This window comes from Streptomyces sp. NPDC031064 (genome assembly GCF_055570965.1).
The window spans coordinates 433,606-459,264 of record NZ_JBVIGF010000001.1 but is presented as its reverse complement, the minus strand read 5'-3'; the positions used below and the strand labels follow the sequence as shown (position 1 = coordinate 459,264).

26 protein-coding genes and 1 tRNA gene are annotated in these 25,659 nt (G+C 72.7%); 13 read left to right on the top strand and 14 right to left on the bottom strand.

The window, feature by feature from the left end:
- Window positions 1-93: 93 nt before the first annotated feature.
- Window positions 94-807 (bottom strand): TetR/AcrR family transcriptional regulator, encoded by a 714-nt coding sequence (locus tag ACZ46W_RS01905; RefSeq protein WP_468329755.1) that lies wholly within the window; start codon window positions 805-807, stop codon window positions 94-96.
- Window positions 808-873: 66 nt separating this feature from the next.
- Entirely contained in the window at window positions 874-1,425 is a 552-nt protein-coding gene (locus tag ACZ46W_RS01900; RefSeq protein WP_468329752.1) for a carboxymuconolactone decarboxylase family protein, read from the bottom strand.
- 184 nt (window positions 1,426-1,609) lie between these two features.
- Between ACZ46W_RS01900 and ACZ46W_RS01895 the strand changes: the two genes are divergently transcribed.
- Entirely contained in the window at window positions 1,610-2,773 is a 1,164-nt protein-coding gene (locus tag ACZ46W_RS01895) for an MBL fold metallo-hydrolase (protein WP_468329749.1), read from the top strand.
- 26 nt (window positions 2,774-2,799) lie between these two features.
- On the opposite strand, the gene ACZ46W_RS01890 is transcribed toward ACZ46W_RS01895, so the two are convergent.
- Window positions 2,800-3,444 carry a TOPRIM nucleotidyl transferase/hydrolase domain-containing protein gene (locus ACZ46W_RS01890; protein ID WP_468329746.1) on the bottom strand — a complete coding sequence of 215 codons (645 nt, stop codon included), beginning with the start codon at window positions 3,442-3,444 and terminating at the stop codon, window positions 2,800-2,802.
- 219 nt (window positions 3,445-3,663) lie between these two features.
- Between ACZ46W_RS01890 and ACZ46W_RS01885 the strand changes: the two genes are divergently transcribed.
- The 3 genes from ACZ46W_RS01885 (at window position 3,664) to ACZ46W_RS01875 (ending at window position 6,006) form a co-directional block, all read left to right on the top strand.
- Window positions 3,664-4,530, top strand: a complete 867-nt coding sequence (locus ACZ46W_RS01885; protein ID WP_468332362.1) for a D-alanyl-D-alanine carboxypeptidase family protein — start codon at window positions 3,664-3,666, stop codon at window positions 4,528-4,530.
- Window positions 4,531-4,830: 300 nt separating this feature from the next.
- On the top strand, window positions 4,831-5,097 hold the full coding sequence (locus tag ACZ46W_RS01880) for a helix-turn-helix domain-containing protein (protein ID WP_468329743.1): 267 nt from the start codon (window positions 4,831-4,833) through the stop codon (window positions 5,095-5,097).
- 36 nt (window positions 5,098-5,133) lie between these two features.
- The gene (locus tag ACZ46W_RS01875; RefSeq protein WP_468329740.1) at window positions 5,134-6,006 is read left to right on the top strand and encodes an MOSC domain-containing protein; all 873 of its coding nucleotides are present in this window, start codon (window positions 5,134-5,136) and stop codon (window positions 6,004-6,006) included.
- A gap of 54 nt (window positions 6,007-6,060) precedes the next feature.
- Here ACZ46W_RS01875 and ACZ46W_RS01870 read toward each other — a convergent pair whose 3' ends face one another.
- From ACZ46W_RS01870 to ACZ46W_RS01845, 6 genes are all read right to left on the bottom strand, one after another.
- Window positions 6,061-7,245: an RNA polymerase sigma factor gene (locus tag ACZ46W_RS01870; protein ID WP_468332359.1), complete on the bottom strand. Its 1,185-nt coding sequence runs from the start codon at window positions 7,243-7,245 to the stop codon at window positions 6,061-6,063.
- A gap of 8 nt (window positions 7,246-7,253) precedes the next feature.
- The gene (locus ACZ46W_RS01865) at window positions 7,254-7,661 is read right to left on the bottom strand and encodes a YciI family protein (RefSeq protein WP_468329737.1); all 408 of its coding nucleotides are present in this window, start codon (window positions 7,659-7,661) and stop codon (window positions 7,254-7,256) included.
- 132 nt (window positions 7,662-7,793) lie between these two features.
- Window positions 7,794-8,381, bottom strand: coding sequence for an NUDIX hydrolase (locus tag ACZ46W_RS01860; RefSeq protein WP_468329735.1), 588 nt, complete (start codon window positions 8,379-8,381; stop codon window positions 7,794-7,796).
- Complete coding sequence (locus ACZ46W_RS01855; RefSeq protein ID WP_468332356.1) at window positions 8,378-11,647, bottom strand: amidohydrolase family protein; 3,270 nt, start codon at window positions 11,645-11,647, stop codon at window positions 8,378-8,380. Before ACZ46W_RS01855 ends, ACZ46W_RS01860 begins: the two co-directional genes overlap by 4 nt.
- A 167-nt stretch (window positions 11,648-11,814) precedes the next feature.
- Window positions 11,815-12,465, bottom strand: a complete 651-nt coding sequence (locus tag ACZ46W_RS01850) for a DUF7691 family protein (protein ID WP_468329732.1) — start codon at window positions 12,463-12,465, stop codon at window positions 11,815-11,817.
- Between the two features lie 131 nt (window positions 12,466-12,596).
- On the bottom strand, window positions 12,597-12,779 hold the full coding sequence (locus ACZ46W_RS01845) for a hypothetical protein (protein ID WP_468329729.1): 183 nt from the start codon (window positions 12,777-12,779) through the stop codon (window positions 12,597-12,599).
- Window positions 12,780-13,501: 722 nt separating this feature from the next.
- Here ACZ46W_RS01845 and ACZ46W_RS01840 point away from each other — a divergent pair.
- The 5 genes from ACZ46W_RS01840 to ACZ46W_RS01820 are packed head-to-tail and all read left to right on the top strand — an operon-like array spanning window position 13,502 to window position 17,143.
- Window positions 13,502-15,139, top strand: coding sequence for a sensor histidine kinase (locus ACZ46W_RS01840; RefSeq protein ID WP_468329726.1), 1,638 nt, complete (start codon window positions 13,502-13,504; stop codon window positions 15,137-15,139).
- Window positions 15,140-15,146: 7 nt separating this feature from the next.
- Window positions 15,147-15,581 (top strand): roadblock/LC7 domain-containing protein, encoded by a 435-nt coding sequence (locus ACZ46W_RS01835; RefSeq protein WP_366126148.1) that lies wholly within the window; start codon window positions 15,147-15,149, stop codon window positions 15,579-15,581.
- A gap of 2 nt (window positions 15,582-15,583) precedes the next feature.
- Window positions 15,584-15,955 (top strand): DUF742 domain-containing protein, encoded by a 372-nt coding sequence (locus ACZ46W_RS01830; RefSeq protein WP_366126147.1) that lies wholly within the window; start codon window positions 15,584-15,586, stop codon window positions 15,953-15,955.
- Entirely contained in the window at window positions 15,933-16,571 is a 639-nt protein-coding gene (locus tag ACZ46W_RS01825) for a GTP-binding protein (protein WP_468329723.1), read from the top strand. Before ACZ46W_RS01830 ends, ACZ46W_RS01825 begins: the two co-directional genes overlap by 23 nt.
- The gene (locus ACZ46W_RS01820; protein WP_468329720.1) at window positions 16,568-17,143 is read left to right on the top strand and encodes a GAF domain-containing protein; all 576 of its coding nucleotides are present in this window, start codon (window positions 16,568-16,570) and stop codon (window positions 17,141-17,143) included. The genes ACZ46W_RS01825 and ACZ46W_RS01820 overlap by 4 nt, the downstream gene beginning before the upstream one ends.
- Window positions 17,144-17,220: 77 nt before the next feature.
- On the opposite strand, the gene ACZ46W_RS01815 is transcribed toward ACZ46W_RS01820, so the two are convergent.
- The gene (locus ACZ46W_RS01815) at window positions 17,221-18,417 is read right to left on the bottom strand and encodes an acyl-CoA dehydrogenase family protein (protein WP_468329717.1); all 1,197 of its coding nucleotides are present in this window, start codon (window positions 18,415-18,417) and stop codon (window positions 17,221-17,223) included.
- An 865-nt stretch (window positions 18,418-19,282) separates the two neighbouring features.
- Here ACZ46W_RS01815 and ACZ46W_RS01810 point away from each other — a divergent pair.
- From ACZ46W_RS01810 to ACZ46W_RS01800, 3 genes are all read left to right on the top strand, one after another.
- Window positions 19,283-20,488 carry a Gfo/Idh/MocA family protein gene (locus ACZ46W_RS01810; RefSeq protein ID WP_468329714.1) on the top strand — a complete coding sequence of 402 codons (1,206 nt, stop codon included), beginning with the start codon at window positions 19,283-19,285 and terminating at the stop codon, window positions 20,486-20,488.
- Window positions 20,489-20,591: 103 nt separating this feature from the next.
- Complete coding sequence (locus ACZ46W_RS01805) at window positions 20,592-21,050, top strand: carboxymuconolactone decarboxylase family protein (protein ID WP_468329711.1); 459 nt, start codon at window positions 20,592-20,594, stop codon at window positions 21,048-21,050.
- A gap of 84 nt (window positions 21,051-21,134) precedes the next feature.
- A complete protein-coding gene (locus tag ACZ46W_RS01800) occupies window positions 21,135-21,536 on the top strand; it encodes an MmcQ/YjbR family DNA-binding protein (RefSeq protein ID WP_468329709.1) in 402 nt (133 codons plus the stop codon).
- Here the strand turns inward: ACZ46W_RS01800 and ACZ46W_RS01795 are convergent.
- Both ACZ46W_RS01795 and ACZ46W_RS01790 read right to left on the bottom strand, forming a co-directional pair.
- Complete coding sequence (locus tag ACZ46W_RS01795) at window positions 21,505-22,410, bottom strand: transketolase family protein (RefSeq protein ID WP_468329706.1); 906 nt, start codon at window positions 22,408-22,410, stop codon at window positions 21,505-21,507. The genes ACZ46W_RS01800 and ACZ46W_RS01795 overlap by 32 nt on opposite strands.
- 21 nt (window positions 22,411-22,431) lie before the next feature.
- Entirely contained in the window at window positions 22,432-23,163 is a 732-nt protein-coding gene (locus tag ACZ46W_RS01790; RefSeq protein ID WP_468329703.1) for a transketolase, read from the bottom strand.
- A gap of 138 nt (window positions 23,164-23,301) precedes the next feature.
- Between ACZ46W_RS01790 and ACZ46W_RS01785 the strand changes: the two genes are divergently transcribed.
- Window positions 23,302-23,375: transfer RNA gene (locus tag ACZ46W_RS01785), tRNA-Pro, on the top strand.
- Window positions 23,376-23,482: 107 nt separating this feature from the next.
- On the opposite strand, the gene ACZ46W_RS01780 is transcribed toward ACZ46W_RS01785, so the two are convergent.
- Entirely contained in the window at window positions 23,483-24,097 is a 615-nt protein-coding gene (locus tag ACZ46W_RS01780; protein ID WP_468332353.1) for a pyridoxamine 5'-phosphate oxidase family protein, read from the bottom strand.
- Window positions 24,098-24,163: 66 nt separating this feature from the next.
- A complete protein-coding gene (locus tag ACZ46W_RS01775) occupies window positions 24,164-25,330 on the bottom strand; it encodes a globin domain-containing protein (RefSeq protein ID WP_468329700.1) in 1,167 nt (388 codons plus the stop codon).
- Window positions 25,331-25,659 lie beyond the last annotated feature (329 nt).

Here is a 25,659-nt window from a genome sequence, read left to right as displayed (position 1 = left end):
GTGTCCTCCCGTGCCGGTCGTTCAGGCGGGCCCTTCAGGCGGGCCGCGCGCCCGAGGACGGGCGAGGCGACGAGGCGTCCGGGGGCCGGGCGGTCAGGTGCCGGGCGTGGTGGGCGTGCCGTGAGGGCCGGGCAGCAGGGGGCGCTCGGCGGGCCGGTCGCGCACGCCCGGCTCGGCTGGCGTACCGCGTGATGCGGGAGCGCCGGGAGTGCCGTCCGGGTGGCCGAGTTCGCGGGCGAGGGCCTCGTCGGCCCAGGCGAGCATGGCGGCGCGGGAGTACGTCGCCGCGTACGCCGTCATCTGCACGGCGAGGCCGTCCAGGAACGCGGTCAGCCGCCAGGCGGCCGCCGCGGGGTCCGGGCAGCGGAACTCGCCCGCCGCCGCGCCCTCCGCGATCACCTCGGCAATCGCCGCCTTCCACTGCCGGTCCAGGTCCTGGGCGACCTCCCGCAGCGCGGGCTCGCGCAGGGCCGCGGCCCAGCCCTCGATCCACAGGCGCCAGCCCTTGGCCCGGCCCGTCGGCGCGTACCAGTGCACGGCCGCCCGCAGCCGGCGGGCCGCCGTCGTCCGGCGGCCGAGCAGCCGGCGCAGATGCGCGAGATCGCCCTCGGCGGCGTACGCGAACGCGGCGGCGACGAGCTTCTCCTTGGTCGAGAAGTGGTACAGCACCAGCGCGTTGCTCACCCCCAGCGCGGACGCCACATCGGCGATCCGCACCGCTGCCAAACCCCGCGCCTCGATCTGCTCGACGGCGGCCCGCAGCAGCTCCTCCCGCCGCTCGGCCACGCTCAACCGCACTCTGCCCACGCCGCCACACTAGGCCCCGGTACGGCGGCACGCCGGACCTTCGGCCGTCAACGGGCTGGGCGGGCGTCAATGGGTCCGCAGCTCGCAGTGGTCCTTGAAACCCTGGCTGGTCAGCCCCAGCGCGGAGTTCATGCGGGAGCGCATGTTCTCCAGCGCCACCATCGCGGTCAGCTCCACGAACGCCGGCTCGCCGAGCGCCTTGCGCAGCCGCTCCGCGAGCTCGTCGCCGACGATCGGCGGATTGGCGGTCATCGCCTCGGCGTACTCCAGGACATCGCGCTCCAGCGCGGTGTACGCGTCGCTGTCGCGCCACACCGGCAGGTCGCGCAGCTTGCGCGCGTCCACGCCGCGCCGGGTGCTCTCCCAGTACCCGAAGTCCATGCACCAACTGCACCCGATGGAGGCGGCCGAGGCCAGCTCGGCCAGCGCCTTGAGGTGCGGGTCGAGCTTGTTCCACCTGGCGACGGCCATCTCGAACCGCAGCGTCGTGCGCAGCACGCGCCCGTTGTGCCCGACGGCGAGGACGGGGTCGAGGGCCTTCCCGTACGTACGCTTCGCGTACCACTCGACGGCGCGGAAGAGGAGCGTGCGCGGTGGGGTGAGCGAGACGCGGGCCATGGTGTGCCTCCTGAGGTGGTGAACGTGCCTTCACCGTCATGACGGACGCCGGGCCGCCCGGTGTGACATCGCGCTCCAGCGGGCGTGATCCCGCGCTGTCGTACCGTCCGCCCATAATGGGGGGACCCTCACCCCTGGAGGTTCCGTGACCGGCGTCGGCTCCCCGCACCCGCTGCTTTCCCGAATGCGTTCCCTGCGCCCCGCCGCCTTCGGCGCGGACCCCGGCGGCGAGCGGATGGAGCGGATCCGCCGCTCGCCGAACTTCGTGGACGGCGTGTTCCGCAACCCGGTGGGGACGAGGCACAGACCCTCCGGCTCCACCGTGGAGTTCGCGAAGATCTACTTCGCGAAGGAGTCACGGGCGCGCCGGGCCCCGGCGGGGCCCATACCCGTGCACGCCACCACCGTCGCCGACCTGGCCCGGCCCCCCGTCACCGGACTGCGGCTGACCTGGATGGGCCACTCCAGCGTGCTCGCCGAGATCGACGGCCACCGGGTCCTGTTCGACCCGGTGTGGGGGGAGCGCTGCTCGCCCTTCCCCTTCGCCGGACCCAAGCGGCTGCACCCCGCCCCGGTGCCGCTCGCCGCGCTCGGGCCGGTCGACGTCGTCGTCATCTCCCACGACCACTACGACCACCTCGACCTCCCCTCCGTCCGCGCCCTCGCCACCACGGACACGCTCTTCGCCGTGCCCCTCGGCATCGGCGCCCACCTGGAGCACTGGGGCGTGCCCGCCTCCCGGGTGCGCGAACTGGACTGGAACGAGTCGACACAGGTCGGCGGCCTCCGCCTGACCGCCACCCCGGCCCGGCACTTCTGCGGCCGCGGCCTGCGCAACCAGCAGCACACCCTGTGGGCGTCCTGGTCCGTCGCCGGGCCCGAGCACCGCGTCTACCACAGCGGCGACACCGGCTACTTCGACGGCTTCCGGGACATCGGTGCCGAACACGGCCCGTTCGACGCCACGATGATCCAGATCGGCGCGTACAGCGAGTACTGGCCGGACATCCACATGACCCCGGACGAGGGCGTACGGGCCCACCTCGACCTCCAGGGAGGCAAGCCGCACGGCGTCCTCCTGCCGATCCACTGGGGGACTTTCAACCTCGCCCCGCACGCATGGGCCGAGCCGGGGGAGTGGACCAGGGACGCGGCCGAGGCGGCCGGCCAGGCGGTGGCCTGCCCACGGCCCGGGGAGCCCTTCGAGCCCACCGGCAAGCTCCCCACGGCCCCCTGGTGGCGTGCGGTGTCCCACCCCATCACGCGCCCGTGGCGCGGCCCGAAGATCGCCGACTTGTCTTCGGCCGAGCCCCGGAGCGGCGATCTCGACTTCGCGGGCGACCGCTGACGCCGGCCGGGCTGCCCTGGAGCACGTCACCCGAGGTTGACGTCGTCCGCCGGTCGCAGGCTGGTCAGCAGGCTGTCGAGTGGGGCGGGTACGCGGTCGGGGGCGAGGGCCTCGACGAGAACGCGGCCGTAGTGGATCTTGCGCCCCTTCTTCGTACCGAAGAAGCGCCGCAACTGCTGCTGTGAGGTGCGCCCCTGCTGTGCGGGCTGGCGCAGGAAGGTCCGCAGAGGGCGCACGTCGCCCTCCGCCCGGATGAGCTCCTCCACCCGTCTCACGCCCAGCGCGCGGATCAGCTCGTCCTCCAGATCCGCCGCGCAGACGAAGAAGCCCTGCTGGGCGGCACCGGCCCGCTCCAGGGCGCGGGCGTAGTAACGGCGCTCCCTCTCGTCGCACAGTCCCGTGAGGTGGAGGCCCAGGCCGGGTGGCCCGAGGAGTTCGGCGAAGCGCCCGACGCTCATCGCACCGCCGATCGGCAGGACGCAGACGCCTTCGGCCGCCAGGTCGCGGCCACGGCTCGCGGCCAGCGCGTCGACCGCCGCGACGTCGCTCGGACCTTCGAGCAGGACCGCCGCCCGGACGGGCAGTCGCGCGGCCAGCTCGCGCGCGGGGTCGCCGGGGCCACCGGCCGCCCACGCGATGACCGCCTGCCGGAACGCCCCCATGTCAGTCATGCGACGAGTCTCCGCCTTCGCCGCTCACCGCGCCACGCGATTTCCCGCCGCCCCCGGCTGTGCCGGCCCGGCCGTCGTCACTCTTTCGAGGGCTTCCGACGGACGGTGTGCATCCCTGGGGGCGGCCGGTGTGTCTTGCCGGTAGCGGTTCATTCGAGCAGCGCCACCGCGGCTGCATGTACGGGAGCTTCGACTGTGAACAGCAGGACCTTCAGCCGCTTGGGGGCGGTACACGTCATCACCTGCGCCACGCTGGCGGCCGGGGCGGCCCTTGCCCCGGCCCAGGCGGCCGCGGCCCCGGCACGGGGACCGTCGATCGCTGCCAAGGGTGGCTTCGTGATGAACGCCGGTACCGGGGCCGCCCTGTACGGGAAGGCGGCCGACCGTCGCCTTCCCACCGGATCGACGGCCAAGATCATGACCGCCCATGTGGTCCTCGCGCAGAAGAACCTCGACCTGGACGCGAAGGTCACCGTCCAGATGGCGTACAGCGACTACATCGTGGCCAAGACCGCCTCGTCGGCACGGCTCATCGTGGGTGACAAAGTGACCGTCCGTCAGCTCCTGTACGGGCTGATGCTGCCCTCCGGGTGCGACGCCGCGTACGCCCTGGCCGACACCTACGGCACCGGCTCCACCCGGCAGGCCCGCGTCAAGTCGTTCGTCGGGAAGATGAACGCCGCGGCCACCAACCTGGGGCTGAAGAACACCCACTTCGACTCCTTCGACGGCATCGGCAACGGCAAGAACTACTCAACGCCGCGGGATCTGACCAGGCTCGCGAACCAGGCGATGAAGAACCCGACATTCCGCGCCATCGTCAAGACGAAGTCGACGAAGCAGAGGGTGACGACGAAGAACGGCGGTTACCGCGATATGAAATGGAGCAACACGAACAAGCTGCTCGGCACATATCGGGGAGCCGTCGGCGTCAAGACCGGCTCCGGTCCGGAGGCCAAGTACTGCCTGGTCTTCGCCGCCACCCGTAACGGCAAGACGGTGATCGGCACGGTCCTGGCCTCCTCTTCGGAGGCCAACCGCAACGCGGACGCGGCCAAGCTCCTGGACCACGGATTCAGGAAGTAGCCGGCCTTCGCTGCGGCAGGCTGGTCTTGAGCCCGTCCGAGGGCCGAGACCAGCCGGCGCCGGTGTCTGTGCCGGTGCCGGTGGCCGAGCCCGAGCCCGTGCCGCACGTCGCTCGCTCGTACAGCGTCGAAAGCGCGTCGTCGAGGGGGTGGGGCTGCGACCTCCCCGAGGGCCCGAGGCGGCCAGAGCCCGCACCCTGCGGCTCCTGGGCTTTCCCGCCGGCCTGCCGGTCCGCGTCGTCGCCGTACACGCGGATCTTCCACTGGACCGGGTCGGTGCCCTGATCCACTGCTCGCCCAGGTGCCCGGGGACACCGCGCGAGACAACGCCGACGTGGCCGCGATCGCCCGGATCGCGGGCGACCCGGAAGACCTGGAGACCCTGGACGCCTACTGCGCCACCGGCTCCCTGCGCCGGGCCGCCGACCTCCTCCACCTTCACCACAGCAGCGTGGCCCGCCGGCTCGAACAGATCGCCAAGGCGCTGGGCGTCGAACTCACCGAACCGGCCGGGTTGGTACGAGCCACGCTCGCACTCACCACCTGGCGGCTGCTCACCTCGGACTGATGTTCTAGCCTGGTCGTCGATCGAAGGAGGCGGCACATGGCCGACGTCGTGGATCTGATCTGCTACCCCGTCAAGGGATGCGCCGGCACGTCGATGAGCGACGCGCTCCTCACCCCGGCCGGCCTCGCCCACGACCGCACCTTCATGGTCATCAGCGAGGACGGGATCTACCGCACCCAGCGCCGTCACCCGCGCCTCGCCCTCATCCGGCCCACCGTCAGCTCCGACGGCACCCGGCTCACCCTCGACTCGGCCGACCCGGCAGCCCGCCACGGCACCGTGCACCTCGACGTGACCACGTCCGCACCGCGCCGCGACGTCGACCTGTTCGGCGCCGCCTTCCAGGGCATCGACCAGGGCGACGACGCCGCCACCTGGATCTCGGAGGTCCTCGGCACCCCCAGCCGCCTGGTCCGCGTCCCCCCGGAACACGACCGGATCGCCGACGGCCTGACCCCCGGCCCCTCCGCCTACGCCGACAGCAGCGCGGTGCACCTGCTGTCCCGCTCCTCCCTCGCCCTCCTCAACCGGCGGATGGCCGAGCGCGGCGCCCCACCCCTGCCCATGAACCGCTTCCGCCCCAACATCGTCGTCGACACCCGCGCCGGCCACGACAGCGACGGCGAAGACTGGGCCGCCGAACCGCACACCGAGGACCGCGCACGCCGCCTCGCCATCGGCGAAGCCGAGCTGGGTTACACCAAACTCGCGATCCGCTGCGCCGTCACCCTCGTCCAGCAGGAAGCCGGCTCCCGGCAGGGCCCGGAGCCCCTGCGCACCCTCGCCACCTACCGCCGATCCGCTCAGGGCGGCGTGGTGTTCGGCACGAAATTCTCCGTCGTACGGCCGGGCAAACTCTCGGTCGGCGACGAGGTGGTCGTCCAGGAATGGGGCGACGCCGAACTGTAGGCCCGCCGGAGTGGAGCGGCCGAGGAGGACGCGCTTGTCCGGAGCGCGAACCCGTCAGCCACGTCGGAGGGCGTTGAGCCGGGCAGCCTGACGCGTCAGGTGGTCGCGCTCCGCGAGGTTGGGTGCGTTCCGGGCCGCCTCGGCGTACAGCCGGGCCGCCGTCCCCAGGTCGCCGTCGCGCTCGTGGAGGTACGCCGCCACCGCGGCGTGCCGGGGGACGGGGTGCCCCGGGTGCCCCCTGCCCGAAGCGCTCCGGGAGGAGGCGTCCAGCTCCGCGAGCGCGGCCAGCCCGGCGCGCGGTCCGTCGGCCTCGCCGACAGCCACCGCGCGGTTGAGCCGGACGACCGGGCTGTCGGTCAGGCGCACGAGCTCGTCGTACCACTCGACGATCTGCACCCAGTCGGTCTCCTCGACGGTGGGCGCGTCGGCGTGGAGTGCCGCGATGGCTGCCTGGGCCTGGAACTCGCCGAGCCGGTCGCGGGCGAGGGCCGCCTGGAGGATCTCGACGCCCTCGGCGATCAGCTCGGTGTCCCACCGACTGCGGTCCTGCTCGGCGAGCGGCACCAGGCTGCCGTCGGGCGCGGTACGGGCGGCGCGCCGGGCGTGGTGGAGCAGCATGAGGGCGAGCAGCCCCGCCACCTCGGGGTGGTCGATCGCGGCCGCGAGCTGCCGGGTGAGCCGGATGGCCTCGGCCGCCAGGTCGACGTCACCGGAGTAGCCCTCGTTGAAGACCAGGTAGAGCACGCGCAGCACGGTGGCGACGTCGCCGGGCTCGTCGAACCTGACGCCCGAGACGGTGCGCTTGGCCCGGCTGATCCGCTGCGCCATGGTCGCCTCGGGCACCAGGTAGGCCTGGGCGATCTGGCGGGTGGTGAGCCCGCCGACGGCGCGCAGCGTGAGCGCGACCGCGGAGGACGGCGTCAGTGACGGGTGGGCGCACAGGAAGTAGAGCTGGAGCGTGTCGTCCACCGAGGGCGCGGGCCCGGGCGCCGGCTGCTCCTCGACGAGGTCCTCACGACGTCGGCGGGCCGCGTCCGCCCGGGCCTGGTCGAGGAACTTGCGCCAGGCCACGGTGACCAGCCAGCCCTTCGGCTCCCGCGGCATGTCCGCGGGCCAGACGCGGACCGCCTCGACCAGCGCGTCCTGCACGGCGTCCTCGGCCGCCGCGAAGTCGGCTCCGCGGCGGACGAGGATGGCGAGCACGCTCGGAGTGAGGCTCCTGAGCAGGGCCTCGTTCATCGACGAGGTCACTCCGTGATGGTGGGCGGCGCGGTCAGGAACGGGCGCACTTCGAGCCACTCGTGGATCGGCTTCCCGCCCGCCCCGGGGGCGGCCGACAGCTCCCCGGCCAGCTCGACGGCGCGCTCGTAACTGTCGACGTCGATCACCATCCAGCCAGCGATGAGGTCCTTGGTCTCGGCGAACGGGCCGTCCGTGACCGGCGGGCGCCCCTCACCGTCGTACCGGACCCACGCCCCCTCAGGGGCGAGCGCCTGACCGTCGACGAACTCGCCGGTCTTCTCCAGCCGGGCCGCGAAGTCGTTCATGTACTGCATGTGCGCCGAGATCTCCTCCGGCGTCCACTGGTCCATGGGCACGTCGTTGACCGGGGCGGGAGCGCCGCGGTAGTGCTTGAGCAGCAGGTACTTGGCCATCGTCTGTCTCCTCGGTGCTGGTGCGACCCATTGTGGTCGCGTTCATGGCGGGGACGGAGCCGGACGCGGGTTCTCGACATCGCCGGCCGACATTTTTTCCGGCCGGCGAGACGGAGCCGAAAACGGTGGCGCTCATGGCGTGTCACGGACGGCGTCCAGCGGCCCGACGGCCTGTTCCGGGGGTGCGGGCACGATGCGGAGGCGGTCGGTGCTCGCGTCGTAGGCGATCGGATCGCCCGGGTACTGGAAGTGCGTCGCCGTACGGGCCCCTCGAACGTAGGCGTCCAGACCGGCGCGGCAGTACGCCACCATGTCGTCCGGCAGCGCCGCGAGCGGTGCCCAGGTCATCTCGCCGCACAGGTGCGGTTCGCGGATCGTGGGCGTCCCGCGCCAGCGCACGGCTTCGAGGAAGAAGCCGACGCGGGCGCCTCCGCCCGGGCTGCGGTGGTGGACGGTGACCGCGGCGCGTACGTCGGCCCGGTCGATCACTACGCCGGTCTCCTCCCGGGCCTCGCGCACCACGGCGTCGACGACGTCCTCGTGCGGGCCGTCGACGTGCCCGGAGGGCAGGTGGAGCAGCCCACTGGCGTACACCGGACCGGCGCGGCGGGACAGCAGGACCTCCCGGCCACGGGCGCCGGTGCGGCACAGGATCAGGTGGACGTCCACGGGCGCGGCGAACCGGCCGGGCGCCGGCGCGGGGGGAGGTTCAGGCGTCAAGGCGCGGCACCTTCCTGCGCGGGCGAGCAGCAGCCGTCCTGGCGCATGGCGCGGCCGACGTCCAGCCACTCCCGCGCCCCTCGCCGGTCGGCCGGTGGCTGGAACGCCCGGACGAGGGCGGCCGTCTCGTGGGGCACCCCGGCCTTGAGCACCGAGACCGTGCGGACCAGCGAGTCGAAGTCCGTGAAGGGATCGCCGTCCACCACCGTCAGGTCCGCGACCTTGCCCACCTCCAGCGTGCCCAGGTCGCGGTCCAGGGCGAACGCCCGCGCGGGGAGCAGGGTCGCCGTTCCGAGGGCCTCGGCGGGGGAGAGGCCGCCCAGGTGGAGTGCCCGCAGGTTCAGGTGCAGGGACAGCCCGACCGGGACGATCGGGGCGTCCGTGCCCAGCGCGACCAGGCCGCCGGACGCCAGCACGCGCCGGTACACCTCGATCTCCGTACGCAGCGTGTCCAGTCGTGCGTCGCTCGGCGGCTGGGCGGACATCTCCCGTACGAGCGCGGAGTCCCACGGCGGCATGATCGACGTGACCCGTTCGTCCCGTGCGAGGGCGGGATCGGAGCCCATCAGCCACGACGCCGTGAACGGTGTGGCGATCAGGGTGAAACCGCCGCCGGGAGCGGTGTAGAGCTCCCGCACGTCCTGGTACGCCCGGCCGGCGGCGGTCACCGCGTGCCCTGCCTCGCCGCGCTGGGTGGCTTGCAGGTGGGTGGTCAGGTCCTGGCCCGTCTGCATCCCGGGCGAGCAGAAGTGGCTGCCCACGCGCACCCCGAGCCGCTCGTGGGCGAACCGCGCCGCCTCCTCCATCACCCAGCCCGGGGCCCTGACGTACGTCTTGACCACGTCCCAGTCGAGCGCGGCGCCCCGTTCCAGCGACCGGCGCAGCCCCTCGCGCGTGAGGTGGGCCCTGCCCATGCTGTACGCCACCCGGGAGCCGTCCAGCAGTTCGCCGCAGGCGAGCAGCCGTGGGCCCGCCAACTGCCCGGCGTCGACCGCCTCCCGGATGCGGGCCTGCTCGTGGGCGAACCCGCCGAGCGACACGGCGGTCGTGATGCCGTACGCCAATTGGCAGGCGGTCTGGCGGCCGCCGTACGTGTACTGCCAGGGGTGGGTGTGCGCGTCCCACAACCCGGGAAGCACCGTCCGGCCCGTGGCGTCCACGCGCCGCGCCGCCGGCCTCGCACGACCCGGCCGGTGCGGTTCCACCGCCGCGACGCGCCCGCCGCGCACGACGACGTCCACGTCCTCCCGCACCGACGCGTCGCCGCCCGTGCCGTCCCAGAACCGGCCCGCGTGCACGACCGTGTCGGCCGGCTCGGGCCGCCGGTAGTCCAGCGGTACGCGCACGGTGCGCGAGCCGTGGCCGTCGATGCCGGTCAACCGCAACCGGGTGCCGGACAGGTACAACAGCGTGCGGGAGTCGCCGGACCAGGAGGGGTGGTCGGCCGGCTCGGTGGAGAGCGTACGCGGGGGGCCCGCCGGGCGGCCGTCCACCGTCACCGGCAGCAGGCACAGGGCGGACTCCACGATCAGCGCCATCCAGCGGCCGTCCGGCGACCACACGGGCCCGGAGCCGTACCGGTCCGAGATCGAGGTGTGCGGCGCGACGGCGTGCAGCCGGGCCGCGCCGGTCGCGGTGTCCACGACCCGGACGAGGTTGTAGCCCTCGCGGAACCGCTGGTTCAGCCGGTTGCGGTCGCACAGCGCGAGAAAGCGGCCGTCCGGGGACCAACTGGGCCGACCGGGCAGGCCGCCGCCGCCCAGCGGAGTGGCGATCACGCGCTCGGTGCCCGTGGCCAGGTCCTTGACGACGAGGCGGCCGGTCAGGTCGAGGCACGCGAGCCGGCCGCCGTCGGGGGAGAGGGCCGGATGGACCCGCCCGCCGGTCGCCAGCGCCGTGCGCGTACCCGTGGCGAGGTCGTGGCGGTGCACCCCGAGCAGGCCGTCGCTGTCATCCGCGTACACCAACGACTCTCCGTCGGGCGCCCACACCGGTCCGAGGAGGTACCGCGTCGCCTCCGCCCGTACGAGCCGGCGCGGCGGACGGCCGCCCGTCGTGTCGGCCAGCCAGAGGGAGTTCAGCGCGGCGAAGGCGATCCGGCGTCCGTCGGGCGCCAGCGCCGGCAGGTGGATGCCCCGGACCGGGCGCGTCCGGCCGCCGTCGAAGTCGTGCCGCTTGGGCCGGTAGCGCGGCCGGCGGACCGGCAGGGTCGCCTCGAAGGGGATGGGCTCCGGGGCATCGGGCGCCTCGGGGCGTACGAGGGTGAACCGGCCGTCCACGGTGAGCAGGAGCTCGCCCCAGGCGGTCCACCGGGGTGGCACGGGCGAGATGTCCCCGGCTACGGCCACCGGCTCGCCGTCCACGACCAGCGTGCACGCGCCGTGGGGTGCCGGGGTGACGCGCAGGTACGCGAGCCGCGTCCCGTCCGGCGAGAGGGCGGGGGTCATCACCTGGGCGGCGGCGGTCTCGGCGTGCACGACGCTCACCGGCCCGCCGCCGTCCGCCGGTACGGACACCACGGTCCGGGCCTCCAGGGACGTCCCCGAGGGAGTGGTCGTCAACGCCGCCCGTACGAACACGATCCGCTCGCCGTCCGGCGACCAGGCCGGGTCGAAGTCCTCCCAGCGCCCGTCCTGAAGGGGACCGTCCTGCTCCGGCAGACCGCTGACGGCGGTGAGCGCTCCGGTGCGCAGGTCCAGCACCCGGATGCGGTACGGGGCGCCGGTCACGGGGTCGCCGCCGCGTTCGGAGGCGAAGGCGATCCGCGTCCCGTCCGGCGACCAGGCGGGGCCCCGGTCGTCCCACGGCCCGTCGGTGCGCCGGCGCACGTCCGAGCCGTCGGGCCGCATGGTCCACACGTGGAAGGCCCCGTCCCGGTACGCGCAGAAGGCGATCAGGGAGCCGTCGGGGGAGTACACGGGGCGGTTGGGCTCCAGCGCCGCCGGGGTGAGCGCGACGGCGGTACCGCCCGTGCGGGGCAACGACCAGAGGACGTGCTGCACTTCGGCGATCAGCCGGTCGCCGGAAGGCGCGATGTCGGCCGCCCCGTTGGTGGCGGCGGTGTACCGCAGGGAGACGACCTGGTCCCGGGCCGCCACGGCCGCGGCCGCCGCCGGTGACACCAGCACGGCTCCCGCCGCCGTTCCGGCGCCCGCGAGGAAACGGCGGCGGGAGAGCGCCGACGCGCGTGGTGGCGGGTCGCCCGGGACCTCCGTACCGGCGGCGTCCGCCGTATCCGTGGTCGTCCCGGTCTCCGCCCGGCCCATCCCTCTGGCGTTCAACAGTCCTCCCACTCAAGGAAGCAGGCTCCGCCCGGTCGTGGCCGCCCGGAGTACCGAAGCCGACACGGAGCACATGATCCCGCACGGCAGACGCCGACGAGCTGCGAACACCACGTCTCGGGCCCCGGAGGACTTACCCCGACGCGACATCCTCAGGTCAGCTTGAAGAAGAGTGTGTCCTGGCTGTACCAGTCGATGTTCTTCGTGGCGTACTCCCATGCCTGGTGTTCCTGGTCGAGCTTGTCGATGAGCTCCTGGACGTCGTACCGGAAGCCCTGGTCCATGCGATCGAGGACGGCGCGGTACGCGTCCGCGGCGGACTTCGTCCTGGCCAGCGGAAGGTGGCCGATCGCCGGGTAGCCGTCCATCGAGTACGGGACATCGGGGAAGTCGTCGGGGAGCCCGCCGTAGAGGTAGCCGTGGGGCAGGAGGTCGGCGGGCACGCCGAGGCGGCTCATCTCCTCGTCGACCAGGCCGAAGAACGTGCTGGGCCTGGAGTACGTGCCCAGGTGAGCGGGGTCGGAGGCGTTGTGGTCGATGATGTGCTGAAGCGCGGCGTGGTACGCGTTGCCCGAACACCGCGCCTCCGAGTCCGTGTGCCCGGCTATGAGGTGGTCGAGCGCCTCGGGGACGGACAGGCCCCAGTCGACCCCCTGGCGATCGAGGTCGGCCTGCTGGGCTTGGGCGTCCTTGCGCATCCCGTCGAGCAGGCGCCGCTGCTCCGCCGTGAGGTCGCCCTTGCTGCCCAGGTAGGCCAGGACGTCGGCCTTGTCGGCGGTCGAGTACGCGATGTTGTGGCTCATGACCGCAATGCTGCCAGTCGCCACTGACAATCCCCGGTCGTCAAGGGGGTTCGAGGGCGGTGGCCATTCGCCCTCGGTGCCGACGACGGACCCGCCCCCGCGAACGCTCTCGTCAGCCGACCGCGTCGTGCCTACGCGTGCGCCGTGGCCGCATCGCTGCCGTCCTCCGGGGCCTCGGCGGAGTCCACGATGTCCGCGCTGTTCGACGGGCCGTCAGGGGCGGACACCGCGGCGGCCGGTGGCGCGGGACTGAGGGCGGCGATCGCCGTTCCGACGACGAGGGACGCGACGGCGAGCATGCTGCGCTTCTTCATGCCCGGTTCAACCGCCGTCCCCCGAACGGCGTCACGTCGATAGACCCTTCGAACGTATGTCGCCCGGAGTCTGATCTCACTCGTGACCAGGAGGGCCGCCGCCGGGGCCTGGGCGGCGTGACGCGGCGCGAGCCCGATTCGTAGCGGAAGCGGGCTGTCAAGGGCCGCGTCCAGGACAGCGTCGAGGCCCTACGACGAGGGGGCCGGCGGCCCGGCCGGTGGCGTGGGGAAGGCCGGGGCGGCCGCCCCGGCGGCCACCGGGAGCGGGGCGGTGACCCCCGGTGCGGCGCACGGTGCCGGGGTGTGGGGCACGGCGTGTCGGCCAGGAGGGAATTTCGGGCGGCCGTACGAGGCCTCATACCAGAGCGGGACGCTTGGCGGGCAAGTTTGTCAACTGCGCATCGCACATGCCGGGTTGACGACTACCGTGTGTGGCCGGTGATCAACGGCGGGCTCATGCGACGCATGCCGTGCCCGCCCTGGCACCGATGTCGAACATCCGTTTAGTACGCCGAATCCTGTTCCTGGGGCCCCACGTACCAAGGACGCTGATGTCTCAACTTCGCGCACCCGCCGCGCGGCCGGACCGCCGTGAAGGCGGGCGGCACGGCCGGCCAGGCGCCCGTTCCCTCTCGTACACCGGGAGGTCGCGCTCCTCGTCCCCCTCTCCTGAAGTCCGCATACGACCCCAACTCCTGCGTGCCGCCGTACTGCCCGCCGTCGTGGTCGCACTCGGCGGGGCGGCCGCCGTACTGTTCACCATCCGATCCACCGGTGCCCGCCCGTCGCCCACCCTGTGGGCCGCGCTCGCCGCCTCCACGGCGCTCGCCGTCGCCGCCGTCGCCGCGGCCGTGCTGGGCGCGAACCGCGTGGCCACGGCCGTACTGGACCGGTGCGACGCCCTGCGGCGGCGCAGCGCGCGCGGCCAGAACGAGCTGCGAGCCCTGGTCGAGCAGCTCCGCCGCGGGGAACGCCCGCCCGCCCGTCAGGGCTCGCCGCTGCCTTCCGTGGGCGGCGACGAGTTCGAGCTCCTGACCGAGGAGCTGAGCCGTGCCCACGAGGTGGCGGTGACGACCGTCGTGCAGGCGTCCCGGCTGTCCAGCAGCGTCGGCAACGAGCAGAAGGTCGAGGTCTTCGTCAACCTCGCCCGGCGCCTCCAGTCCCTCGTCCACCGTGAGATCCAGCTCCTCGACGAGCTGGAGAACGAGGTCGAGGACCCCGAGCTGCTCAAGGGCCTGTTCCACATCGACCACCTGGCCACCCGCATCCGCCGGCACGCCGAGAACCTCGCCGTACTGGGCGGGGCGATCTCGCGCCGCCAGTGGTCCAACCCGGTCACCATGACGGAGGTGCTGCGCTCCTCCATCGCGGAGGTGGAGCACTACCCGCGGGTCAAGCTCGTACCGCCGATCGACGGCACCCTGCGCGGCCACGCGGTCGCCGACGTCATCCACCTCCTCGCCGAACTCGTCGAGAACGCCACGCTGTTCTCCGCGCCGCATACCCCGGTGCTGCTGCGGGCGCAGTACGTGACGGCCGGGCTCGCCGTCGAGGTCGAGGACCGGGGCCTGGGCATGTCCGTCACCGAGCAGAACAAGATGAACGCCCTGCTCACCGACCCCGATCAGGTGAATGTGGCCCACCTGCTCCAGGACGGCCGGATCGGGCTGTTCGTCGTCTCGGCGCTCGCCCGCAGGCACGGCATCGCCGTACGCCTCCAGTCCAACATCTACGGCGGCGTCCAGGCCGTACTGGTCCTGCCCCAGGGCCTGCTCGGCGCCGACCCCGACGGGCTCTCCCCGGCCGAACGCCAGGCCAGGCTCCAGACGGGCCACGAAACCGGCCACGAAACCGGCCAGGAGCCCGGCCACGAGCCCACGCACCAGCCGGGCCACGAGCCCGCCCTGGAGGCCGGCCACCCGGCCTCCGGCCCCCCGCCGCGCATCCCCGGCGAGGTCACGGTCCCCGAGCCCGTGCACCGCAAGCCCGTCCACGCGGCCACCGCCCCGCCCATGCTCCCGCACCAGCACAGCGGCAACGCGCCGCTTCCCGTACGCGGCGAACGGCCGGACCGGCCGAACCCCGCGGCGGGGGCGGGGACGCCCGGCACCCCGGGCCGCCCCCAACTGCCCAAGCGCCGCGCCCAGGAGCACCTCGTCCCGCAGCTCCGGGACGCGCCCACCCCGCGCAAGACCGACGACGAAGCCCTGCACGACCCGGGCCTCATGGCGGCCTTCCGGCGCGGCATCGGCCTGGCCGAGTCCATGCCCCCGGCCTCCCGGGACGCGCACCACCCCGAACGACCGGGACACCCCGAACACCCGGAACCGCAACGACACGACGAAGCCCACAAGGAGTAGATGCACCATGGCGAGCGATGTGCCGACCGGCCATTCCTCGGATCTCGACTGGCTGCTCAGCGGCCTGGTCCAGCGGGTGCCGTACACCCGCAGCGCGGTTCTGCTCTCCTCGGACGGCCTGGTGAAATCGGTGCACGGCCTCGACGCCGACAGCGCCGACCACATGGCGGCCCTGGCCTCGGGCCTGTACTCCCTCGGCCGCAGCGCCGGCACGCGCTTCGGCGACGACGGCGAGGTCCGCCAGGTGGTCGTCGAACTCGACTCCACCCTGCTGTTCGTCTCGACCGCCGGAACCGGCACCTGCCTGGCGGTACTCGCCGGCCGGGAGACGGACGCGGCGGTCCTCGGGTACGAGATGACGATGCTCGTGAAGAGCGTGCGGCCCTACCTGGTCACGCCGGCCAGACAAGCGGCGGCGGCGCCGGGCGGCACGGGACGCTGACCGTGCCGCGGCGACAGGACGGCCCCTGGGTCGACGACGCGGCCGGCCGGCTCATCCGCCCGTACACGGTGAGCGGCGGCCGCACCCGGCCGACGGCGGCGCTGGACCTGCTCTCCCTGGTGATGGCCACCGGAACCGCGCCCCAGGCGCACCTCGGCCCCGAGCACACCACGGCCCTCCGGCTGTGCCACGGGCCGACCTCGGTGGCCGAGATCGCGGCGCACTTACGGCTGCCCGCCGTGGTCACCAAAGTGCTGCTCTCGGACCTCGTGGACTGTGGGGCGCTGACCGCGCGGGCGCCCCGCTTCCACGACACCCCCACCGACCGTTCCTTGCTGGAGGCAGTGCTCGATGGCCTACGACGACGGCTCTGAGGAGCGACCAGAGGACCGCGACGACCACCACGACGTCTTCCCCACCGCCCTGAAGATCCTCGTCGCGGGCGGCTTCGGGGTCGGCAAGACGACGTTCGTGGGGGCGGTCAGTGAGATCGAACCGCTGAGTACCGAGGAACTGCTCACCACCGTGAGCGCCGCTACCGACAGCCTGGAGGGCGTGGAGCGCAAGACGACCACCACGGTCGCCATGGACTTCGGCCGGATCGGCATCGATGACCGGCACGTGCTCTACCTCTTCGGCACGCCCGGCCAGGAGCGCTTCTGGTTCATGTGGGACGAGCTGTCCGAGGGCGCCCTCGGGGCGGTCGTCCTCGCCGACACCCGGCGCCTCCAGGCGTCCTTCTCGGCCGTGGACTTCTTCGAGCGGCGCGGCATCCGGTTCCTGGTCGCGGTCAACGAGTTCGACGGCTCCTACCGCTACGAACCCGAGGAGGTACGGGCGGCGATCGACCTCAAGCCGGAGGTGCCGGTCGTCATGTGCGACGCCCGGATCGCCAGCTCCGGGATCCAGACCCTGGTCACCCTCGTCCAGCACCTGCTGGACACCAACCCGGCCCCGGCACCGGCGCCGAGCTACGGAGCACCGACATGACGTATGACCCGACCGGCCATCTGCTGCTCACCCCCGTCGACCGGGAGGCCCCGCTGCGCGTCCAGCGGCTGCGCCAGCTCGGCATCGGCGACCGGCCGGACCCCGACTTCGACGCGTTCGCGGAGAAGCTCGCGAAGGTGACCGGCGCGCCCTACTCGATGGTCAACTTCATCGACGAGAACCAGCAGTTCTTCGCGGGCCTGCACACGCCGAACGGCACCCACCGGACGGAGCAGCTCAGTGCCACGGCGGCCGCCGGCGGCGGCGTCAGCCGGTACATGGCCCGCGACCACGGCTACTGCCCGCACGTGGTCGTACGGCGCAAGGCGCTGGTCCTGGAGGACGTCTGCGACTATCCGCGGTTCGCCGGGAACCCGGTGGTCGACGAGATCGGCATCCGCTCCTACCTGGGCGCGCCCCTCATCGACCGTACGGGGACGGCGCTCGGCACGATCTGCGTGGTCGACACCGAGCCGCGGCCGTGGGGGCGGCCGGGGCTGGAGACCATCAAGTCGCTCGCCGCCGAGCTGGTGGAGCAGATCCACCGGCGCGAGGACGGCCGCCGGCTGTGAGGCGCCCCGCGTCACGGACCCGGTGACGTCCCCGGGGCTCCGCGAGCCACCGGGGACGTCACGCGGGCCGTGCCGGGCTACAGGGCGGGTTCCATCCGCACGACGTCGGCGAGCCGCTCGGACCACTGACCCTTCGCCGTGCCCAGGGCGACCTCGGCGAGCCGCAGCAGTTGGATGTCGGACGTGCCGGCCGGGGCGAAGATGTGGTGCGCGTCGCGCAGGTAGCGCTCGATGGGCCGGTCGGTGAAGAGCCCGGCCGCCGCGTGGATCTCCATGGCGTTGCGTGCCGAGTCCAGCGCCGACTCCACGTTGACCAGCTTGGCGTTCATCAGCTCCGCGTCGCAGGGCAGTCCCGCGTCGAGCAGGTGCACCGCGTGGTACGCGGCGAGCCGGGCGGTCATCAGCCGCGACTGGATCTGGCCCAGCTTGAGCTTCACCGACGGCAGTTCGTGCAAGGGCCTGCCGTACCGGTGGCGCTCCTCGCAGAACCTGGTGGTCTCCTCCAGGATGGCCCGGTGCAGGCCCAGGGACACGGCGGTGAGGTTGGCCCGGCCGTAGAGCACGCTGGAGGAGTACGCGACCGCCAGCCCGTCGCCCTCGTCGCCGAGCCGGTTGGCCGCCGGGACACGGCAGTTGTCGAAGAACAGCTCCCCGAAGCTGAAACCGTGCAGGCCCATGGTGGGTTTCTGGTCACCCACCCGGAAACCAGGCCGGTCGGCCTCCACGAGGAAGGCCGTCAGCCCCTTGGAGCCGGGGCCCGTGCGTACGACGACCCCGTGCAGGTCACCGACGTGGCTGTTGCCGACGTACACCTTTCGGCCGTTCAGGAGGTAGTCGTCCCCGTCGCGCACCGCGGTGGCGCTCATGCCCAGCACATGACCGCCCGACTCGGGTTCGGTGACCGCGATGGTCGGCAGGCACTCGCCCGCCGCGATGGCCGGCAGCCAGGTCTTCTTCTGCTCGTCGGTCCCGAAGTGGACGATCTTGGCGGCGCCGAGCTGTGAGGCCTGCACCATGGCGCCCATGGCGCCGCTGACCCGGGACAGCTCCTCGATGATGATCGTCTTTCCGAGATGGCCCACGCCCATCCCGCCGTGGTCCCTGCTGATGGTCGCGCCCAGCCAGCCCTGGCGGGCGATGCGCCGGGACAGCTCGTGGTGGACCGACCGGGCCGCCTCCATGGCCGGTATCAGCGGCCGGACCTCGCTCTCCGCGAAGTGCCGAACGTGCCCCCGTAGCTGGTGATGCAGTCGACTGGCGAAGTACCCGTCCATGCGAGCCCTCCTCTGCGAAACGCCTGCTCGCGCGGTTGTTCGAGCAGATGGTGCATCGGCAGTGGTCCCGTCCCGAACAGGCCGACCACCTCATGGTGTTGATCATTCCGGAACGGTTCAATGCGGTCGCCAACTCTGGCTGAATCAGGGGCCATTGACGTTTGATTAGAAGTGTGTGTCACGTGGTAGTGGCCTGTCCGGTCCTATCCGAAGGGCATTCCCCCAGCGCTTCTTTCTGCCACATGCCAAGGGCAAAGGTTTCGTGGGCATATGGCACCGGGGGCCGGGCCTCCACCTCATGGATGCGCAGTTGCCCCACGGGTACACGTCTTCCGGATCGATTCAGCGTGAATGTCGACCGAAACAGTTCCGTACGTGAGCGGGAACTGCGCTGTCCTGTAGGCCCCTCGCGCGCCGGAGCCCAGCGGTTGCGCCCCGGCGGTGCGGCGCGTGGGAGCACCGGCCGGAGTGACCCGCGCACCGTGGTCTTCACGGCGCACACTCTGGAGCGCGCCACCCGCACGGGCGCCGCACGGCGTGCGGAGCCGGGCCGCACGCCCGCGCGTGCCCCTCCCGCCCGGCGCCCCGTCCGGCACGGGCCCCGCCCCGCCCGGCGCCCGTCCGGCACGGGCCCCGCCCGGCCGGGCGCCCGTCCGGCACCGGGCCCCTGTCCCGCTCGGCGCCCCTGGCGCAGCTCACAGCCGGGCCAGGCGCCCCCCGGGCCAGGCACACGCCGCCCCGGGGGTGACCGCCTCTCCCGCCACCGACCGGCCGCCCCCGCAGCAGGGGCTCACCACGGCGCGTCACCGGGCGCCGCCCTGGGGAGGGAGAGGGGACCGTCCCCACCAGGAACGAGGTCCCGCACATGACGACGACGACCGACCTCCGTCTCGGCGTCCTCGGTTACGGGCTGCGCGGCAGCCTTGCCCGCACCGCGCACCGGCCCGGCGCCGGCCGCCGTGTCACCGCCGTCGCCGACCCCGACCCGAGGGCCCGGGCGGCGGCGGCCGCCGCCCTCCCCGGCGTACGCCTCCACACCGGCGCCCAGGAGGTGATCGACGCGCCGGACGTCGACGCCGTGCTCGTGCTGACCCCCGACGACACCCACGCCGACCTCGCCTGCCGCCTCCTGCGCGCCGGGAAGCCCGTGTTCGTGGAGAAGCCGCTCGACATCACCGTCGAGCGCTGCGACCGCGTCCTGCGTACCGCGTACGAGACCGGGACCCGGCTCTACGTCGGCCACAACATGCGCCACATGCCGGTCGTACGCACCATGCGGGAGCTGGTCGCACGCGGCGCGGTCGGCCGCGTCAGGACCGTGTGGATCAGGCACTTCGTCGGCTACGGCGGCGACTGGTACTTCAAGGACTGGCACGCCGAACGCCGCCGCACCACCGGCCTGTTGCTCCAGAAGGCCGCCCACGACATCGACGTCCTGCACTGGCTCGCCGGCGGGTGGACGCGCGACGTACAGGCGCTGGGCGACCTGATGGTGTACGGCGACAACCCGCACCGCCGCGCCGTCGGCGAGCCGAAGGCCGACGACTGGTACACCAAGGACGGCCACTGGCCGCCGCACACCCAGCGCGCCCTCAACCCCGTCATCGACGTCGAGGACGTGTCCCTGCTGAACATGCGGCTCGACAACGGCGTGCTCGCCGCCTACCAGCAGTGCCACTTCACGCCCGACTACTGGCGCAACTACACCGTCATCGGCGACGAGGGCCGGCTGGAGAACTTCGGTGACGGGCCGGGCGCGTGCGTGAAGGTCTGGAACGCCCGGCGGTCCGGTTACCGGCCGGACGCCGACGAGACGTACGGGATCCCGGAGTCGGCGGAGGGCGGGAGCGGCGGGGGGCACGGCGGGGCGGACCCGCTGCTGATCGACGAGTTCGTCCGCTTCGTACGGGACGGCGGGCCGACGGACACCTCGCCGGTCGCCGCCAGGATGGCCGTCGCCGTGGGGTGCGAGGCCACCGCGTCACTCCGGGACGGCGGTACGCCGCGGAGGGTGCCGGACCTGGACGGCGATCTGGTGGCGTACTTCGAACGGGGGCAGGCCGGAAAGTGAAGCACGTCACATCGGCGAACCGGCGCCTTTCGCGTGTCACATCCGCGCACCCCCGTTCCGTCGTATGGGTGACCGACGAGATACGGAGCGAAGGAGAACACCCATGCAGGCTCGGATGACCAACCCCGCCACCGTCCTCCCCGAGGCGATGCCCGCCATCCAGGACCTGATCAAGGCGGCGAAGACGGGCGGTGTGCCGGAGACCATCCTCGAGCTGGTGCACCTGCGCGCGAGCCAGATCAACGGCTGCGGCTTCTGCGTGGACTTCGGTGCCCGTCAGGCGAAGAAGTCGGGCGTGAGCGACGAGAAGCTGCACTCGGTGGCCGCCTGGCGCGAGGCGCCGTACTTCAGCGACGCCGAGCGCGCCGCGCTCGCCCTCGCCGAGGCGGCCACCCGGCTCGCGGACCGCTCGGACCCGGTGCCGGACGTGGTCTGGGACGAGGCGGCCGACCACTTCGACGAGAAGCAGCTCGCCTCGATCATCCTGTGGGTCGCCACGACGAACTTCTTCAACCGGATCAACGTCACGGTGAAGCAGCCGGCGGGCGTGACGGGCTGGTGACGCCCCTCGTGGGCCGCCCCCGGGGGCGGCCCACGGACCGGGCGGTCCCGTGGCGTTGTCAGTGGCGCGTCGTACGGTCGTCACATGGCCACAGCCGACGACGTACGCAGAATCGCGCTCTCCCTGCCGGGAGCCGTGGAGAAGCTCTCCTGGGGCATGCCCACGTTCCGCGCGGGCGGGGCCGGCGGGAAGATCTTCGCCTCGTTGGACGACGACGACCGGACGATGGGCGTCAAGTGCCCCAAGGAGGACCGGGACGAGCTCATCGCGGCCGAGCCCGGGAAGTTCTTCATACGGGAGGGCCACGACGACACCTACGCCTGGCTGCGGGTCCGGCTGGCGGCGCTGGACGACGAGGACGAGCTGTACGCCATCCTCGTCGACTCCTGGCGCCAGGCCGCCCCGCGCCGCCTCCTGGCCGCCCACCCGGACCTGGACACCGGACAGGACGGCTCTAGCGGCTCCGGCCGCCCAGGAACGCGGTGATCCGCTCCCGCAGGCCCCGCGGGTCGAGGCCGTGGGCGGCCAGGTGCTCCTCCATGTGGCCGTAGCGGCGCAGTTCCCGCTTGGCGACGCCCAGCCCCAGCACCCGGTGCGGAAGGTCCGCCAGGGCGTCGTTGGCGGCGGCGGTGGACGTACCGGCGAGGTAGGGCTCCACGATCACGACGTCCGCCGTGCCGCCGGCCACCGCGCGCCTCAGCGCCCGGTCGTCGAAGGGGCGCACGGTCGTGGCGTACAGCACCGTCACATCGAGGCCCTCCGTCGCGGCCAGCACGTTGTCGAGCATCGGCCCGACCGCCACCACCACGCCGCCGCGCCCCTCGCGGACCGTGAGGAAGCCGTCACCGGTGACGGGCCGCGCCTGCCCGTTCGACTGGAGCGACAGCCGTACGTACACGCGGTCGTCCCCCGCGACGGCGTGCCGCAGCAGCGCCTCCGCCTCGTCCGGGTGCCCGGGCACGTGGACCGTCCAGCCGTCGAGCGTGTCCATCAGGGCCACGTCGCCCGGCGACATGTGGGTGAAGCCGCCGGCGGGCCAGTCGTACGACGCGCCCGCGCTCACCAGTACCCCGCCCACGCCCTGGTGGCCGAAGTCCAGCTTGACCTGCTCGAACGGCCGCTCGACCAGGAAGCTCGCGAAGGTGTGCACCACCGGCCGCATCCCCGTGAGCGCGAGCCCGCCGCCCACCCCGATCAGCAACTGCTCCCTGATCCCGACGTTGATCACGCGGTCCGGATGCCTCTCCTCCGCCTGCCGGAAGCCGTCGCGGCTGATCTCGGCGAGCACCAGCGCCAGGCGCGGGTCCTCCTCCAGCAGCCGGCTGGTCGTCGAGATGAAACGGTCACGCATCGTGTCCATGTGTGTTCTCCCCCTCTGCCTTTACGCGTTCTTGGGCTCGACCCGGGCCACCACCGCACGCGGCCGCCCCGGGTGCGGGCGGGTGAAGGCGGCGTACATCGCCTCGTGGTCCCGCCCGTCGACGGTCTCGGCCGACCAGCCGGCCGCCTCGAACCGGGCGGTGATCCCGCCGGGCCGGCCGAACGTCGCCGACGCGTTGTCGATCACCAGCGTGTGCAACTGCTCCAGGCCGGCCGGCCCCGCGTACGCGATGGCCTCGTGGTTGCTGCCCTCGTCCAGCTCGGCGTCCCCGATCAGCACCCACACCCGGGGGTCGGTGAGCCCCTGCGCCCGCAGCCCGAGCACGGTGCCCACCGCCAGCGGCAGCCCGTGCCCCAGCGACCCGCTGCCGATCTCCGCCCCGGGCACCAGCAGCCGGTCCGGGTGGTGGCCGAGCGGCGAGTCGTACGCCCCGAATCCCGGCAGGAGCTCCTCGGCGAAGAACCCCTTGGCGGCGAGCACGGCGTAGTACGCCATCGGGCCGTGCCCCTTCGACAACAGGAACCTGTCCCGCCCCGGCGCGTCGGCGCTCCCGGGCGACACGCGCAGCACCCGGTCGTACAGCACCCACAGCGCGTCGAGCGTGGAGGTGGCGGCGGGCCCGTGCTTCTCGTCGCCGGTCATCAGGGCCATGAGCCGGTTCAGCTCGCGGATGTCTTGTCGGGTGTCCTCGCGTGCGTCGCGCGATACGGATGTCTGGGCCGTGTTCGTCATGCCACTCACCGTGCAACTTGAACCGCACTTGAGGTCAAGCGCGCCGGGTGCGCGCAAAGCGGTTCGTGATCAGCGGCAGGAGTGCGGTATTGTTCTCGTGCACGCCGGGCCGGGGGAAACCCCAGGTCAGACGGGCACCGGGACGTGGCGCAGCTTGGTAGCGCACTTGACTGGGGGTCAAGGGGTCGCAGGTTCAAATCCTGTCGTCCCGACTCGTGAGAGTCACAGGTCAAGGGGCCGTTTCAGAGGAATCTGAAACGGCCCCTTGGTCATTGTCGGGGGCGCCCGTCCGGCCGCCGGCCTTCGGGGGCCGGCAGGGTCACCTGGTCCGTTGCAGGGTGCTTCCGTTGCCCATGGGCTTGGCCCGGGTCGGCTCGGAGCCGGTGAAGTACTGCGCGTCCTTGGGGCGGGTGGCGTCGTGGCCGGCGGGGCGGGGGGCCGGTTCCAGGTGGGGTATGTACTTGGAGCAGTGGATGTAGGCCTCTTCCACGCTCAGGTGGACCCACATCTCGGGACTGCGTCCGGGTGCGATGTCGGTGGGCAGGGCGGGGTGGAGCGAGCGCAGCTCGGTGTCGCCGTAGAGGCGGGCCACGCCGTTGACGTGGAGTCCCACGTGGTGGTGGGTGAAGTCCACGAACAGCATCCCGAGGTGGGGGTTCTCCGTCATGTTGCCGGCGCTGGCGAGTACGCCGTTCCCGCGGAATTCGGGGTAGGCGAGCGTGCTGTCGTCCAGCACCTGGACGAATCCGGGCGGCCCGGCGCGGAAGCTGGCGTCGCACTCGCCGCGGGAGTCGGCGGTGGCCAGGAAGACCATGGCCTGGCGGCCGATGAAGTCCCGCATCTCGGGTGTGAGACGGCTGCGCACCTGCTGGTCGTAGAACCGGGCGGCGCGCTCGCTGGTGCCCAGGTGCTGCTGGAGCCGGTGCTCACCCATTGATCCGAAAGGCGGCGGAGGCAAGGTCACGGGACGTTCTCCTGGTGGGACGGCCAAGCGCGGGGCTCAGGGCATGGACAGGACGGGAGTGTCGAACGGGTCGTGGTGGATGCGTTCGGGGGAGGTGCCGTTGTCGGTGAGAGTCTGTCGGGCGGAGACGACCATGGGGGCCGGACCGCTGAGATAGACATCGTGCTGGTACCACGGGCCGTACTCGGCCAGGACCTCCGGCAGCGATCCCCGGATTCCGGGGGTGTACTCGTGGGAGACCGCTCCCCTGATGGTGAGCCAGTGGTGCCGCTGGGCCATGCGGAGCATGTCGTCGACCCCGTACAACTCGGCGCCGGTGCGGGCCCCGAGGAACAGGTCCACCTGGTGGCGTCCGCCGCGGCGGGCCACCTCCTCGACGAGCGCCCGGATGGGAGCGAGGCCGGTGCCGCCGGCCACGCACAGCAGGTCTCCGAAGACGGCGGCGTCCAGCACCATGTCCCCCATCGGGGGCCCCAGCATGACCACGTCGCCCACCGCGGCCCGGTGCACCAGCGCGTGGCTGACCGAGCCGCCGGGCACGGCGCGCACGTGGAAGGTGAGGGTGCCGTCCTCGCGGGGCGCGTTGGCGGGGGAGTAGTACCGCCACTGCCGGGGCCACCAGGGGGTTTCGACGCTGACGTACTGTCCGGCGGCGTACTCGTAAGGTGTGTGGGGGCGTACGGTGATCTCGGCGATGCCGTGCCCGCGCGCGACGCGGTGCACCACCGTGGCGGGCCACACGGCGGGCCGTACCGCCTCGTCCTCCTCGGCGGCGCTGATCATGACGTCGGCGACCAGGCCGTACGCCTTCGTCCAGGCGGCGGCGATGTCCGCGGTCCAGGCGGGGCCGGCGTAGCGGGCCAGGGAGGCGAGGAGGCACTCGCCCACGGCCGGGAAGTGCGCGGCGAGGGTGCCGAACTTGCGGTGGTCGCGGCCGAGGTGGCCGCAGAAGCGCACCAGCTTTTCGGGGTCGTCGACCAGGTCCACGATGTGCAGCAGGGCGCGCAGCAGGCGGCCGCGCTGGGCGTCCATCCCCGGCGGGAAGAGCTGGCGGACCTCGGGGTGGCGGGCGAAGAGGATCGCGTAGAAGTAGACCGTCATGTCCGCGGCGAGCGGCGCGACCACCGCGGCGGAGGCACGTATGAGGCCGATCTCGTGCGGCGACAGAGGCGCCTCGGCGGACTCCGGTGCGGAGGTGTGCACGGCCGGCGCGGGCGCTGGTTCCGCCCCAGAGGGGTGCGCGGAGGCACGGCCCGAGCGATTGATCCGGAATCTCAAGGGACCAGCGCTCTCTCGTCCGCTATTCGATGGGGCTGCCCACGGAGCGCGGTGACCGGGATGTCGAGTGTGGCGATCATGAGTCCTCGTTGCGGGGCCGGAGCGGTGAAACGGATCAAGCGGTTCCGGACGCTACATGACCGTGTGGGTACTCAGAAGTAGCCGCAGCGCTATATCCGTTAAGCGGCGCTTCGCGACCGGCCGTGGCGGGTTTGTATCCTCGGCACGCGCGACGCCCCCGATCCGCTGGGTAC